Below are 14,148 nucleotides of genomic sequence, written 5' to 3'. Positions count from 1 at the left end.
CGAAAGGCGTCCGCCGTGAGTTTCGGGCCCCCGCCCACCCCCTACAACGTGCCCGGCCCGGACGGCTCCTCCGGTCCGCCGCCACGCACCGGGCGCCGCAGGACGGCCGTCGGCGCGGTCGCGGCCGTCCTGCTGGTGGCCCTGGCCGCCGGAGTGTGGGCGTTCGGTCCGGGCGGGGCCGGTGGCGGCTCCGCGTCGGACGCGCGGGCGGCGGCGGGTCGCCAGGCACCGGACGACATCCGGGAGACCGTCGAGAAACGGCCGCCGTCCCCGGAGGGCACCGCGGCGGTGTCGTACGAGGAGACCCTCCGTACCGTCGGACGGAACGTCTCGGCGATGGGCACCTGGGCCACGGACAAGGTCTTCGCCAAGGGCTTCGGCAACGAGATCAAGGGTTTCCGGCTCGGCGGCCCGGACGCGTCGGAGACCGCCTGGCGACTCACCCTCCCGGGACCGCTCTGCGCGGTGTCCCGCCACGTCAGCGTGGACGGCCGTACCGCCATCGCCTACGCCGGGGAGGACGAAGGCCGGGGCGAGGACGGGACCGGGGACGGCGGGCCGGAGGCCGACCCGCTCACCCGCGCCTGCGACCGGCTCGCGGTGTTCGACATCGACACCGGCAAGAAGATGTGGGACACGAAGCTGGCCGGCGCGGGCTCCTCCCTGGCCGTCAACGTGACGATGACGGACGGCACCGTCGTCACCGCCTGGGGCGAGGGCTCGGCGGCGTACGAGCTGTCCGGCGGCAAGCGGCTGTGGGCGGACACCGACCCCTCGGCCTGCGCGGACGAGGGCTTCGCCGGTGGCCGCGACCTGCTCGCCCTGCTCTCCTGCGGAGACTCGGCGGATCCCACCTACCGCGTCCAGAAGATCGATCCGCGCACGGGCGACGCGCAGTGGACGTACCGGGTCGCCCGGGGCGTCCAGGGCGTCTACCTGGTCTCCAGCTCACCGGCCGTCGTCGCCGTGGCCGCCGGCGACGTCGTCGTCACCGACCTGATCTCCCTCGACGAGCGGGGCAAGCGCCGCGCCACCATCCGCCTGAACCGGGACCACCAGGTCCTCGACTGCGACCGGACCTTCAGCGCCGTGGTCGAGAGCTGCGGCGCGATCGTCGTCGACGACGAACGGCTGTACCTGTCGGAGGAGGACCACATCGTCGCCCACGACCTGGCCACCGGCCGGACCGCCGGGAAGTTCGACGCGCCCGCCGGCGGCGAGATGCACCCGCTGCGGATGAGCGGGGGACAGCTGATCGCCTACCGCCCGGGCCGGGGGCTGGGCCGCCCCGACGCGGTCGTCGCCCTGGACCCCGACTCCGGCGAGCAGACCCTCCTGCTCCTGTTCTCCGGGGGAGAGGAGGTCGGCGGGCTCGACGACCCCGCGCAGAACGACATCGTGTACGAGCACGGGCGCGTATTCTTCGGCGCGCGCACCGTCGTGGGCCCGTACGACGAGGGCGAGGTCGGTGGGACCGACCAGGTCGCGGTGGGCATCGAAAGCGCCGGGTGAGTGGCGCGTCTGCCGACTGGTACCCTGTGTGACGGCCGTTTGTGTACGCGCCCCCGGAGCCTCGAGCCCTGGAGGTCGCGCCCAGCGGATCCCCGCCTTCCGAGTTGTGGAAGATCCCCCGAGACGTAGACCGGGGGCACTCGGTGGCCCGTCACAGACCAAGAGGAGTACGCGTGTCGCTCGACGCCGCAGTGAAGAAGCAGATCATCACCGAGTTCGGTACCAAGGAGGGCGACACCGGCTCCCCCGAGGTCCAGGTCGCTCTGCTGTCCCGTCGGATCTCCGACCTGACCGAGCACCTCAAGACCCACAAGCACGACCACCACTCCCGTCGTGGTCTGCTCATCCTGGTCGGCCAGCGCCGCCGGCTGCTGCAGTACCTCGCCAAGAAGGACATCCAGCGCTTCCGTGCGCTGGTCGAGCGCCTCGGCATCCGCCGCGGTGCGGCGGGCGCCCGCTAGGACGCCGTGGAGGGAGCGGTTCCCATCGTTCGGGGGCCGCTCCCTTTGCTGTACGTGCGTGCTGTCGCCGCCCCTTTGTAGTGTGGTAACAGAACACAAGACGTACGAGGAGAAGCGGACCCTCACGCCGCCGCCGGTCCTCGGTAGTGGCCCCCGGGGGGCAGAACCCCGGGTGCTTCGATCGAAGACCGGCCCGCATTGCACGGAACGCTTCTCCGTACCGTCCCCTCCGCCACACGGGCGGCGCGGGACAAAAGACGACAAGCATCGGAGAAATCACTAGTGGAGAACGAGACCCACTACGCCGAAGCCGTGATCGACAACGGCACCTTCGGCACCCGCACCATCCGCTTCGAGACGGGCCGCCTGGCCCGTCAGGCCGCCGGTTCCGCCGTGGCGTACCTGGACGACGACACCATGGTGCTGTCGGCCACCAGCGCCTCGAAGAACCCGAAGGACCAGCTCGACTTCTTCCCCCTGACGGTGGACGTCGAGGAGCGGATGTACGCCGCCGGCAAGATCCCCGGCAGCTTCTTCCGCCGTGAGGGCCGGCCCTCCGAGGACGCCATCCTCACCTGCCGCCTGATCGACCGCCCGCTGCGCCCGTCCTTCAAGAAGGGCCTGCGCAACGAGATCCAGGTCGTCGCGACGATCATGGCCCTCAACCCCGACCACCTGTACGACGTCGTGGCGATCAACGCCGCCTCCGCGTCCACGCAGCTGGCCGGCCTGCCCTTCTCCGGCCCGATCGGCGGCGTCCGCGTCGCGCTGATCCGCGGCCAGTGGGTGGCCTTCCCGACGCACACCGAGCTCGAGGACGCCGTCTTCGACATGGTCGTCGCGGGCCGCGTCCTGGAGGACGGCGACGTCGCGATCATGATGGTCGAGGCCGAGGCCACCGAGAAGACCGTCAAGCTGGTCGAGGGCGGCGCCGAGGCGCCCACCGAGGAGGTCGTCGCCGCCGGTCTCGAGGCCGCGAAGCCCTTCATCAAGGTGCTCTGCCGCGCCCAGGCCGACCTCGCCGCCAAGGCCGCCAAGCCGACCGGCGAGTTCCCGATCTTCCTCGACTACCAGGACGACGTCCTGGAGGCGCTGACCGGCGCCGTCAAGCCCGAGCTGGCCCAGGCGCTCACCATCGCCGGCAAGCAGGAGCGCGAGGCCGAGCTGGACCGCGTCAAGGGCATCGCCGCCGAGAAGCTCCTGCCGGAGTTCGAGGGCCGCGAGAAGGAGATCTCCGCCGCGTACCGCGCGCTGACCAAGTCCCTGGTCCGCGAGCGCGTCATCAAGGAGAAGAAGCGCATCGACGGCCGCGGTGTCACCGACATCCGCACCCTGGCCGCCGAGGTCGAGGCCATCCCGCGCGTGCACGGCTCCGCCCTGTTCGAGCGTGGCGAGACCCAGATCCTGGGCGTCACCACCCTGAACATGCTCCGCATGGAGCAGCAGCTGGACACCCTCTCCCCGGTGACCCGCAAGCGCTACATGCACAACTACAACTTCCCGCCCTACTCCGTCGGTGAGACCGGCCGCGTCGGCTCCCCGAAGCGCCGCGAGATCGGCCACGGCGCCCTCGCCGAGCGCGCCATCGTGCCGGTGCTGCCGACGCGCGAGGAGTTCCCCTACGCGATCCGTCAGGTGTCCGAGGCCCTCGGCTCCAACGGCTCGACGTCCATGGGCTCGGTCTGCGCCTCCACCATGTCGCTGCTGAACGCCGGTGTGCCGCTGAAGGCCCCCGTCGCCGGTATCGCCATGGGCCTGATCTCCCAGGAGAGCAACGGCGAGACGCACTACGTCGCCCTCACCGACATCCTCGGTGCGGAGGACGCCTTCGGCGACATGGACTTCAAGGTCGCCGGCACCAAGGAGTTCGTGACCGCCCTCCAGCTCGACACCAAGCTGGACGGCATCCCCGCCTCCGTCCTGGCCGCCGCCCTCAAGCAGGCCCGTGACGCCCGCCTCCACATCCTCGACGTGATGATGGAAGCGATCGACACGCCGGACGAGATGTCCCCGAACGCGCCGCGGATCATCACCGTGAAGATCCCCGTCGACAAGATCGGTGAGGTCATCGGCCCCAAGGGCAAGATGATCAACCAGATCCAGGAGGACACGGGCGCCGACATCACGATCGAGGACGACGGCACCATCTACATCGGTGCCGCCGACGGCCCGGCCGCCGAGGCCGCCCGCGCCACGATCAACGGCATCGCCAACCCGACCATGCCCGAGGTCGGCGAGCGCTACCTGGGCACGGTCGTCAAGACGACCACCTTCGGCGCGTTCGTCTCCCTGCTGCCCGGCAAGGACGGTCTGCTGCACATCTCGCAGATCCGCAAGCTGGCCGGCGGCAAGCGCGTGGAGAACGTCGAGGACGTCCTCGGTGTGGGCCAGAAGGTCCAGGTCGAGATCGCCGAGATCGACTCCCGCGGCAAGCTCTCCCTCATCCCCGTCATCGAGGGCGAAGAGGGCGACGACAAGAAGGACGACGCCGACAAGTGACGTCCCGTAGCGCCAGGGCGACGGCCCGCACCTCCTCGGAGGCGCGGGCCGTCGCCCGTACCCAAACCCTCATCAAGGGCGAGCACGGCATCGGCACGGTCCGCAGGACGACCCTCCCCGGCGGCCTGCGCATCGTCACCGAGACCCTGCCCTCGGTCCGCTCGGCGACCTTCGGCATCTGGGCCCACGTCGGCTCCCGCGACGAGACCCCGGCCCTCAACGGCGCCACCCACTACCTGGAGCACCTGCTCTTCAAGGGCACCCGCAGGCGCAGCGCCCTGGACATCTCGTCCGCCATCGACGCGGTCGGCGGCGAGATGAACGCGTTCACGGCGAAGGAGTACACGTGCTACTACGCGCGCGTGCTCGACACCGACCTGCCGCTCGCCATCGACGTGGTCTGCGACATGCTCACCGGCTCGCTGATCCAGGAGGAGGACGTCGACGTCGAGCGCGGCGCCATCCTCGAAGAGATCGCGATGACCGAGGACGACCCCGGCGACTGCGTGCACGACCTGTTCGCGCACACCATGTTCGGCGACAACGCGCTGGGCCGCCCCGTCCTCGGCACCGTCGACACGGTCAACGCCCTCACCGCCGACCGCATCCGCCGCTTCTACAAGAAGCACTACGACCCCACCCACCTGGTGGTCGCCGCGGCCGGCAACGTCGACCACAACAAGGTCGTACGCCAGGTCCGCGCCGCCTTCGAGAAGGCCGGCGCCCTCAAGGACCCGGCGGCCCGGCCGCTCGCCCCGCGCGACGGCCGGCGCACCGTCCGTGCCGCCGGACGCGTCGAGCTGATCGGCCGCAAGACCGAGCAGGCCCACGTCATCCTCGGCATGCCGGGCCTGGCCCGCACCGACGAGCGCCGCTGGGCGATGGGCGTCCTCAACACCGCCCTCGGCGGCGGCATGTCGTCCCGCCTGTTCCAGGAGGTCCGGGAGAAGCGCGGCCTGGCCTACAGCGTGTACTCGTACACGTCCGGCTTCGCCGACTGCGGCCTCTTCGGCGTGTACGCGGGCTGCCGGCCCTCCCAGGTGCACGACGTGCTCAAGATCTGCCGCGACGAGCTGGACCACGTCGCCGAGCACGGCCTCACGGACGACGAGATCGGCCGCGCCGTCGGCCAGCTCCAGGGCTCCACGGTCCTCGGCCTGGAGGACACCGGCGCGCTGATGAACCGTATCGGCAAGAGCGAGCTGTGCTGGGGCGAGCAGATGTCGGTCGACGACATGCTCGCCCGGATAGCCTCGGTCACGCCGGACGACGTCCGCGCCGTCGCCCGCGACGTCCTGGGGCGCCGGCCGTCCCTGTCGGTCATCGGCCCGCTCAAGGACAAGCAGGCGGCCCGGCTGCACGACGCCGTCGCCTGACGGTCCCGTTCCGAGAAGTTCGAGAAGGAAGCATGTGACATGAGCAAGCTGCGCGTGGCCGTCCTCGGCGCCAAGGGCCGGATCGGCTCCGAGGCGGTACGGGCGGTCGAGGCCGCCGAGGACATGGAACTGGTCGCCGCCCTCGGCCGGGGCGACAGCCTGGAGGCGCTGGCCGAGTCGGGTGCCCAGGTCGCCGTCGAGCTGACCACCCCCGCCTCGGTGATGGACAACCTCGACTACTGCCTGCGCCACGGCATCCACGCTGTCGTAGGCACCACCGGCTGGACCGACGAGCGCCTCGCGCAGCTGAACGCGTGGCTCGACGCCTCCCCGGGGACCGGCGTGCTCATCGCGCCGAACTTCTCCATCGGCGCCGTGCTCACCATGAAGTTCGCGCAGATCGCCGCGCCGTACTTCGAGTCCGTCGAGGTCGTCGAGCTGCACCATCCGAACAAGGTGGACGCCCCCAGCGGCACCGCCACCCGCACCGCCCAGCTGATCGCTCAGGCCCGGCAGAAGGCAGGCTCCGCACCGGCGCCCGACGCCACTGCCACCGCTCTGGACGGCGCCCGCGGCGCGAACATCGACGGCGTCCCGGTGCACGCGATCCGGCTGCGGGGCCTGCTCGCCCACCAGGAGGTCCTGCTGGGCGGCGAGGGCGAGACCCTCACCGTCCGGCACGACTCCCTGCACCACAGCAGCTTCATGCCGGGCATCCTGCTGGGCGCCCGCCGGGTGGTCACCACCCCGGGCCTCACCTTCGGCCTGGAACACTTCCTGGACCTGAACTGAGACCCTCACCCTGATGCGCGCGAAGATCACCTACCTCGTCACGGCCGCCGTCCTGGTCTTCTACTTCGTCCTGGTCGGCAGCCGCGGCGTGCTGCTCATCAAGACCGGCACCCTGCTCACCGTCACCTTCGGCGTCGCGGTGCTGATCCTGCCGGTGATCGGCCTGTGGTTCCTCTGGAAGAACACCCAGTTCGTCCGCCGGGCCAACGCCCTCGCCGCCGAGCTCGACGCCGAGGGCGGACTGCCCGTGGACGAGCTGAAGCGCACCCCCAGCGGCCGGGTCGACCGGGAGTCGGCCGACGCGGTCTTCGCCCTGCGCAAGGCCGAGACAGAGGACAGCCCCGGCGACTGGCGCACCTGGTTCCGCCTCGCCGTCGCCTACCACGACGCCCGCGACACCCCGCGCGCCCGCAAGGCGATGCAACGGGCGATCGCCCTCCACGACGGCAAGCAGGTCGAGGCCGCCTGAGCGGGCAGGAACCGAAAGGCCGGGGCCCGGACCGCAGCTGTGCGGTCCGGGCCCCGGCCTTTCGACCTCGGCCGTTCAGCTCCGCCGGTACTCGTCGGCCCACGCCTCCACCGCGTCGGCGGCCCGGTTGAAGGCGCCGTCACGGGCGAGGAAGTCGGAGTTGTGCGTGGTCAGCAGCGGGGCCATGGGCTCCGCCGACCGGCCCTGCCGCACGAGCAGCAGCGCCTGCCCCTGCACCGTGCGCGGCAGTCCGAGCCAGCGCACCGGCTGCTGCACCGTGCGCAGGCTGGCGACCTGCTGCCAGGCCACCGTGCGCGTGCTGAGGAAGCCCACCTGACGCACCCCGTGCGCGCTCACCCACGCGCCCATGCGCAGCATCCGCAGGGCGCAGACGATGACGACGACCGCGATGCCGAAGACCACCCCGGCGGAGGACGGGCCGCCCGTCGCCGCGATGATCACCGCGGCGAACAGGACGAACGAGGCCAGCAGCAGCATCAGGGCCGCCGTCCCCACGCGCCACGGCCCCGGCCGGTAGGGCCGGCGCCACTGGTCGCGGTCGTCGTACGGCAGCGCGACGTCGTCGGCCGTGTCAAAGGCGCGGTCGGCCGTCAGGAAGGGCAGGGGCACGGCTGGTCCTCACTCGTTCCAAGGCAAGAGTTGTGCCCGGTGAGGCTACCGACCTGTGTCTCCCGTCACCACCCTCGGGGGTCCGGACGGAGTCGGGCCGTCCGCCCCCGTGTGCCCCTAGCGGCCCTCGGACGCCTGCGACGGCTGCTTGTGCGGGGAGGGCTGGTCGGCCGACAGGGCGGGCATCCCGATCACCAGGGAACCCACGAGACCGGCGACGACGGTGAGGCCGAGGAGCCAGCGTCCGGCCAGCTGACCGAAGGACGCCCGCTCGCGCGGCGGGGGTGTGACATTGCTGCGGAACCTGTCGGCCTCGGCGACGAAGGCGAACGGCACGGGTTCACGCCGGCGGATCATAGGGACTGCGTCTCCCTTCAGGGACTGGAATGAAGTGCTGTTACTCATACAGACGAACGAACGCCCCTCCAGGTGCCCTGTTTCGCCGACTTCATTGCGGCACGGCAGCGAACGCCCGATTCGGCGCCACATGGCGGGCCGTAGAGTGGCCTCGCCAAGCGCCGAGATTGACTGGGAAGGCCCTCCACACCGTGACCGAGATCCCCGCCGACGATCCGAAGATCGAACTCCGCAGCGACATCACCGTCGAGTTGGTCAAGAGCGCCGCGACCGACTCCGACGTGCTGTTCGCCGCCCGCGTCTCGACCGCCGGGGAGCAGTCCCTGGACGAGCTGAAGAAGGACCCGGAGCGCTCCAAGGGCCTGATCAACTACCTGATGCGGGACCGGCACGGCAGCCCGTTCGAGCACAACTCGATGACCTTCTTCGTCAGCGCCCCGATCTTCGTCTTCCGGGAGTTCATGCGGCACCGCGTCGGCTGGTCCTACAACGAGGAGTCGGGCCGCTACCGGGAGCTCCAGCCGGTCTTCTACGTGCCGGACACCTCCCGCAAGCTGGTGCAGCAGGGCCGCCCCGGCAAGTACGTCTTCGTCGAGGGCACCCCCGAGCAGCACGAACTGGTCGGCGGCGCGATGGAGGACTCCCACCGCCAGGCCTACGCGACGTACCAGAAGATGCTCGCCGCCGGCGTCGCCCGCGAGGTGGCCCGCGCGGTGCTCCCCGTCGGCCTCTACTCGTCGATGTACGCCACCTGCAACGCCCGCTCGCTGATGCACTTCCTGGGCCTGCGCACCCAGCACGAGCTGGCCAAGGTGCCCTCCTTCCCGCAGCGGGAGATCGAGATGGTCGGCGAGAAGATGGAGGAGGAGTGGGCCCGGCTCATGCCGCTCACCCACGCAGCCTTCAACGCCAACGGCCGCGTGGCGCCGTAACGAGAGCGAGGGCCGGCCTCCGGCCCCGCCCGGCCGGGCACAGATGTACGCATCAACCATCCGAAGTGTCCGGATTGCGGCGTTTGGAGAAGTTCATCTAGCCTGATCAAAGGGACCCGGCACTGCTTGAACCCCCGAGCAGGCAGTGCCGGGCTCCACCTCCGTTCCGACCTGCCGCCTCCCCCGAGGGCAGACCTCGCCCTGAGCAACGAGTAGCGTGTAACCCATGGCTCCGACCTCCACTCCGCAGACCCCCTTCGGGCGGGTCCTCACCGCCATGGTCACGCCCTTCGCGGCGGACGGCGCACTCGACCTCGACGGCGCACAGCGGCTCGCCGCCCACCTGGTGGACGCAGGCAACGACGGCCTGATCATCAACGGCACCACCGGCGAGTCCCCCACCACCAGCGACGCGGAGAAAGCGGACCTCGTACGAGCCGTCCTGGAGGCCGTCGGCGACCGGGCGCACGTCGTCGCCGGAGTCGGCACCAACAACACCCAGCACAGCATCGAGCTGGCCCGCGCCGCCGAGCGCGTCGGCGCCCACGGCCTGCTGCTCGTCACGCCGTACTACAACAAGCCCCCGCAAGAGGGCCTGTACCAGCACTTCACGGCCATCGCCGACGCCAGCCGGCTCCCGGTCATGCTCTACGACATCCCCGGCCGCAGCGGCGTCCCGATCAACACGGAGACCCTGGTCCGCCTCGCGGAGCACCCGCGGATCGTCGCCAACAAGGACGCCAAGGGCGACCTCGGCCGGGCCAGCTGGGCCATCGCGCGCTCCGGCCTCGCCTGGTACTCCGGCGACGACATGCTGAACCTGCCGCTGCTCTCCGTGGGCGCGGTCGGCTTTGTCTCCGTCGTCGGCCACGTCGTCACCCCCGAGCTGCGCGCCATGGTGGACGCGTTCGTCGCGGGTGACGTACAGAAGGCCCTGGAGATCCACCAGAAGCTGCTCCCGGTCTTCACCGGCATGTTCCGCACCCAGGGCGTCATGACCACCAAGGCCGCGCTCGCCCTCCAGGGACTGCCCGCCGGACCACTGCGCGCCCCCATGGTCGGCCTCACGCCCGAGGAAACCGAGCAGCTCAAGATCGATCTTGCCGCCGGCGGGGTACAGCTCTGACAACAGACTTCGCACCACCGCACGAGCGCACGGACTTCACAACTGAATAGGCGGGCCACCGGTGCCCGCACCCCACAACGACAACTGCTTCTGCACGAACGTCACGCGCGCCACGTGCCACCGGTACGTGGCGCGCGTGGTGAGGAGAGTCTTTTGAGTCATCCGCATCCTGAACTGGGCCGGCCCCCGGCGCTCCCCAAGGGCGGCCTCCGGGTCACGCCGCTGGGCGGCCTCGGCGAAATCGGCCGCAACATGACGGTCTTCGAATACGGCGGCCGTCTGCTGATCGTCGACTGCGGCGTGCTCTTCCCGGAGGAGGAGCAGCCCGGCATCGACCTGATCCTGCCGGACTTCTCGTCCATCCGGGACCGCCTCGACGACATCGAGGGCATCGTCCTGACCCACGGACACGAGGACCACATCGGCGGCGTCCCCTTCCTCCTCCGCGAGAAGCCGGACATCCCGCTCATCGGCTCCAAGCTGACCCTCGCGCTGATCGAGGCCAAGCTCCAGGAGCACCGCATCCGGCCGTACACCCTTGAGGTGGAGGAAGGGCACCGCGAACGCGTCGGCCCCTTCGACTGCGAGTTCGTCGCGGTCAACCACTCCATCCCGGACGCGCTGGCCGTCGCCATCCGCACCCCGGCGGGCATGGTGGTGCACACCGGCGACTTCAAGATGGACCAGCTCCCGCTGGACGGCCGCCTCACGGACCTGCACGCGTTCGCGCGCCTGAGCGAGGAGGGCATCGACCTCCTCCTCTCGGACTCGACCAACGCCGAGGTCCCGGGCTTCGTCCCGCCCGAGCGCGACATCTCGAACGTCCTGCGTCAGGTCTTCGCCGGCGCGCGCAAGCGCATCATCGTGGCGAGCTTCGCCAGCCACGTCCACCGCATCCAGCAGATCCTGGACGCCGCCCACGAGTACGGCCGCCGGGTCGCCTTCGTCGGCCGCTCCATGGTCCGCAACATGGGCATCGCGAGAGACCTCGGCTACCTCAAGGTCCCGCCGGGCCTGGTGGTCGACGTCAAGACGCTCGACGACCTGCCCGACAGCGAGGTGGTCCTCGTCTGCACGGGCTCCCAGGGCGAACCGATGGCCGCTCTGTCCCGGATGGCCAACCGCGACCACCAGATCCGCATCGTCAACGGCGACACGGTGATCCTGGCCTCGTCCCTCATCCCGGGCAACGAGAACGCGGTGTACCGCGTCATCAACGGCCTGACCCGCTGGGGCGCCAACGTCGTCCACAAGGGCAACGCCAAGGTGCACGTCTCGGGCCACGCCTCGGCCGGCGAGCTGCTGTACTTCTACAACATCTGCCGCCCGAAGAACCTGATGCCGGTCCACGGCGAATGGCGCCACCTGCGCGCCAACGCCGAACTGGGCGCCCTGACCGGCGTCCCGCACGACCGCATCGTCATCGCCGAGGACGGCGTGGTCGTCGACCTCGTCGAGGGCAAGGCGAAGATCACCGGCAAGGTCCAGGCGGGGTACGTCTACGTCGACGGCCTCTCGGTCGGGGACGTCGGCGAGCCGGCCCTCAAGGACCGCAAGATCCTCGGTGACGAGGGCATCATCTCCGTCTTCGTGGTCATGGACTCCTCCACCGGCAAGATCACCGGTGGGCCCCATGTCCAGGCCCGTGGTTCGGGCATCGAGGACTCGGCCTTCTCGGCGGTGCTGCCCAAGATCACCGAGGCACTGGAGCGCTCGGCCCAGGACGGGGTCGTCGAGCCGCACCAGTTGCAGCAGCTGATCCGCAGGACCCTCGGCAAGTGGGTCTCGGACACCTACCGGCGCCGGCCGATGATCCTGCCGGTCGTCGTGGAGGTCTGACGGACCGTCGGACCACCGACAGCGCCAACCTGGAGCGGGGCGCCTCGATTTGCATCGGGGCGCCCCGCTCCAGTACGTTTACATCTCCGCTCGGACGGGCACCCGGTCACTTCGTGGTTCGGAGCCGCCCCGGGGGCGGAAATCCCGACTCAGAATCTCTGATAAAGTCGGACTCGCCGGAAAGGGAAACGCGAAAGCGGGAACCTGGAAAGCACCGAGGAAATCGGATCGGAAAGATCTGATAGAGTCGGAAACGCAAGATCGAAGGGAAGCGCCCGGAGGAAAGCCCGAGAGGGTGAGTACAAAGGAAGCGTCCGTTCCTTGAGAACTCAACAGCGTGCCAAAAGTCAACGCCAGATATGTTGATACCCCGTCTCCGGCCATCAGGCTGGGACGAGGTTCCTTTGAAAACACACAGCGAGGACGCTGTGAACGTCGGGACTATTCCTCCCGATGTTCCGCTCTCGTGGTGTACGCCGGATAACCGGCAAACATTCACGGAGAGTTTGATCCTGGCTCAGGACGAACGCTGGCGGCGTGCTTAACACATGCAAGTCGAACGATGAACCACCTTCGGGTGGGGATTAGTGGCGAACGGGTGAGTAACACGTGGGCAATCTGCCCTGCACTCTGGGACAAGCCCTGGAAACGGGGTCTAATACCGGATACTGACCTGCCAGGGCATCTTGGCGGGTCGAAAGCTCCGGCGGTGCAGGATGAGCCCGCGGCCTATCAGCTTGTTGGTGAGGTAATGGCTCACCAAGGCGACGACGGGTAGCCGGCCTGAGAGGGCGACCGGCCACACTGGGACTGAGACACGGCCCAGACTCCTACGGGAGGCAGCAGTGGGGAATATTGCACAATGGGCGAAAGCCTGATGCAGCGACGCCGCGTGAGGGATGACGGCCTTCGGGTTGTAAACCTCTTTCAGCAGGGAAGAAGCGAAAGTGACGGTACCTGCAGAAGAAGCGCCGGCTAACTACGTGCCAGCAGCCGCGGTAATACGTAGGGCGCAAGCGTTGTCCGGAATTATTGGGCGTAAAGAGCTCGTAGGCGGCTTGTCGCGTCGGTTGTGAAAGCCCGGGGCTTAACTCCGGGTCTGCAGTCGATACGGGCAGGCTAGAGTTCGGTAGGGGAGATCGGAATTCCTGGTGTAGCGGTGAAATGCGCAGATATCAGGAGGAACACCGGTGGCGAAGGCGGATCTCTGGGCCGATACTGACGCTGAGGAGCGAAAGCGTGGGGAGCGAACAGGATTAGATACCCTGGTAGTCCACGCCGTAAACGGTGGGCACTAGGTGTGGGCAACATTCCACGTTGTCCGTGCCGCAGCTAACGCATTAAGTGCCCCGCCTGGGGAGTACGGCCGCAAGGCTAAAACTCAAAGGAATTGACGGGGGCCCGCACAAGCGGCGGAGCATGTGGCTTAATTCGACGCAACGCGAAGAACCTTACCAAGGCTTGACATACACCGGAAAGCATCAGAGATGGTGCCCCCCTTGTGGTCGGTGTACAGGTGGTGCATGGCTGTCGTCAGCTCGTGTCGTGAGATGTTGGGTTAAGTCCCGCAACGAGCGCAACCCTTGTCCCGTGTTGCCAGCAACTCTTCGGAGGTTGGGGACTCACGGGAGACCGCCGGGGTCAACTCGGAGGAAGGTGGGGACGACGTCAAGTCATCATGCCCCTTATGTCTTGGGCTGCACACGTGCTACAATGGCCGGTACAATGAGCTGCGATACCGCAAGGTGGAGCGAATCTCAAAAAGCCGGTCTCAGTTCGGATTGGGGTCTGCAACTCGACCCCATGAAGTCGGAGTCGCTAGTAATCGCAGATCAGCATTGCTGCGGTGAATACGTTCCCGGGCCTTGTACACACCGCCCGTCACGTCACGAAAGTCGGTAACACCCGAAGCCGGTGGCCCAACCCCTTGTGGGAGGGAGCTGTCGAAGGTGGGACTGGCGATTGGGACGAAGTCGTAACAAGGTAGCCGTACCGGAAGGTGCGGCTGGATCACCTCCTTTCTAAGGAGCACATGGCCGACTGCAAGCAAATGTCTTGCACGGTTGCTCATGGGTGGAACGTTGACTACTCGGTCGGGACCACGGGTCGGTGGCTGCTAGTACTGCTCTTCGGAGCGTGGAACGCACGATCACCG

The 14,148-nt window shown here is 68.7% G+C and carries 11 protein-coding genes and 1 rRNA gene; 10 read left to right on the top strand and 2 right to left on the bottom strand.

Going from position 1 to position 14,148, the window contains the following annotated elements; translation table 11 throughout:
- Window positions 1–15 precede the first annotated feature (15 nt).
- The 6 genes from D1J63_RS37540 to D1J63_RS09470 all read left to right on the top strand — a co-directional run bounded on the left by D1J63_RS37540 (window position 16) and on the right by D1J63_RS09470 (window position 7,109).
- The gene (locus D1J63_RS37540; protein WP_125628560.1) at window positions 16–1,512 is read left to right on the top strand and encodes a PQQ-binding-like beta-propeller repeat protein; all 1,497 of its coding nucleotides are present in this window, start codon (window positions 16–18) and stop codon (window positions 1,510–1,512) included.
- A gap of 173 nt (window positions 1,513–1,685) precedes the next feature.
- Window positions 1,686–1,973, top strand: coding sequence for a 30S ribosomal protein S15 (gene rpsO, locus D1J63_RS09490; protein ID WP_003973291.1), 288 nt, complete (start codon window positions 1,686–1,688; stop codon window positions 1,971–1,973).
- A 282-nt stretch (window positions 1,974–2,255) separates the two neighbouring features.
- Complete coding sequence (locus D1J63_RS09485) at window positions 2,256–4,472, top strand: polyribonucleotide nucleotidyltransferase (protein ID WP_125628559.1); 2,217 nt, start codon at window positions 2,256–2,258, stop codon at window positions 4,470–4,472.
- Window positions 4,469–5,848 (top strand): pitrilysin family protein, encoded by a 1,380-nt coding sequence (locus D1J63_RS09480; RefSeq protein ID WP_125628558.1) that lies wholly within the window; start codon window positions 4,469–4,471, stop codon window positions 5,846–5,848. The genes D1J63_RS09485 and D1J63_RS09480 overlap by 4 nt, the downstream gene beginning before the upstream one ends.
- Before the next feature lie 39 nt (window positions 5,849–5,887).
- Entirely contained in the window at window positions 5,888–6,640 is a 753-nt protein-coding gene (dapB, locus tag D1J63_RS09475) for a 4-hydroxy-tetrahydrodipicolinate reductase (protein WP_125628557.1), read from the top strand.
- A 13-nt stretch (window positions 6,641–6,653) separates the two neighbouring features.
- Window positions 6,654–7,109, top strand: a complete 456-nt coding sequence (locus D1J63_RS09470; RefSeq protein WP_102932733.1) for a hypothetical protein — start codon at window positions 6,654–6,656, stop codon at window positions 7,107–7,109.
- Window positions 7,110–7,184: 75 nt separating this feature from the next.
- On the opposite strand, the gene D1J63_RS09465 is transcribed toward D1J63_RS09470, so the two are convergent.
- Window positions 7,185–7,739: a hypothetical protein gene (locus D1J63_RS09465; RefSeq protein WP_125628556.1), complete on the bottom strand. Its 555-nt coding sequence runs from the start codon at window positions 7,737–7,739 to the stop codon at window positions 7,185–7,187.
- 117 nt (window positions 7,740–7,856) lie between these two features.
- The gene (locus D1J63_RS09460; protein WP_061442225.1) at window positions 7,857–8,096 is read right to left on the bottom strand and encodes a hypothetical protein; all 240 of its coding nucleotides are present in this window, start codon (window positions 8,094–8,096) and stop codon (window positions 7,857–7,859) included.
- Window positions 8,097–8,287: 191 nt separating this feature from the next.
- Here D1J63_RS09460 and thyX point away from each other — a divergent pair, with 191 nt between their 5' ends.
- The 4 genes from thyX (at window position 8,288) to D1J63_RS09435 (ending at window position 14,014) form a co-directional block, all read left to right on the top strand.
- On the top strand, window positions 8,288–9,028 hold the full coding sequence (thyX, locus tag D1J63_RS09455) for an FAD-dependent thymidylate synthase (RefSeq protein WP_125628555.1): 741 nt from the start codon (window positions 8,288–8,290) through the stop codon (window positions 9,026–9,028).
- A gap of 226 nt (window positions 9,029–9,254) precedes the next feature.
- Complete coding sequence (gene dapA, locus D1J63_RS09450) at window positions 9,255–10,154, top strand: 4-hydroxy-tetrahydrodipicolinate synthase (protein WP_102932736.1); 900 nt, start codon at window positions 9,255–9,257, stop codon at window positions 10,152–10,154.
- A gap of 153 nt (window positions 10,155–10,307) precedes the next feature.
- The gene (locus D1J63_RS09445; RefSeq protein WP_102932737.1) at window positions 10,308–11,993 is read left to right on the top strand and encodes a ribonuclease J; all 1,686 of its coding nucleotides are present in this window, start codon (window positions 10,308–10,310) and stop codon (window positions 11,991–11,993) included.
- 494 nt (window positions 11,994–12,487) lie between these two features.
- Window positions 12,488–14,014: ribosomal RNA gene (locus D1J63_RS09435) — 16S ribosomal RNA — on the top strand.
- The last annotated feature ends 134 nt before the right edge of the window (window positions 14,015–14,148 follow it).

Source organism: Streptomyces sp. KPB2 (genome assembly GCF_003950055.1).
GTDB lineage: Bacteria > Actinomycetota > Actinomycetes > Streptomycetales > Streptomycetaceae > Streptomyces > Streptomyces salinarius.
Note: the sequence above shows the minus strand (reverse complement) of the source record. Positions and strands in the feature narration are given on the sequence as shown.

Coding starts and splice junctions, on each gene's coding strand:
- dapB (WP_125628557.1), top strand. CDS start 5,888: ATGAGCAAGCTGCGCGTGGCCGTCCTCGGCGCCAAGGGCCGGATCGGC.
- D1J63_RS09470 (WP_102932733.1), top strand. CDS start 6,654: ATGCGCGCGAAGATCACCTACCTCGTCACGGCCGCCGTCCTGGTCTTC.
- D1J63_RS09460 (WP_061442225.1), bottom strand. CDS start 8,096: ATGATCCGCCGGCGTGAACCCGTGCCGTTCGCCTTCGTCGCCGAGGCC.
- dapA (WP_102932736.1), top strand. CDS start 9,255: ATGGCTCCGACCTCCACTCCGCAGACCCCCTTCGGGCGGGTCCTCACC.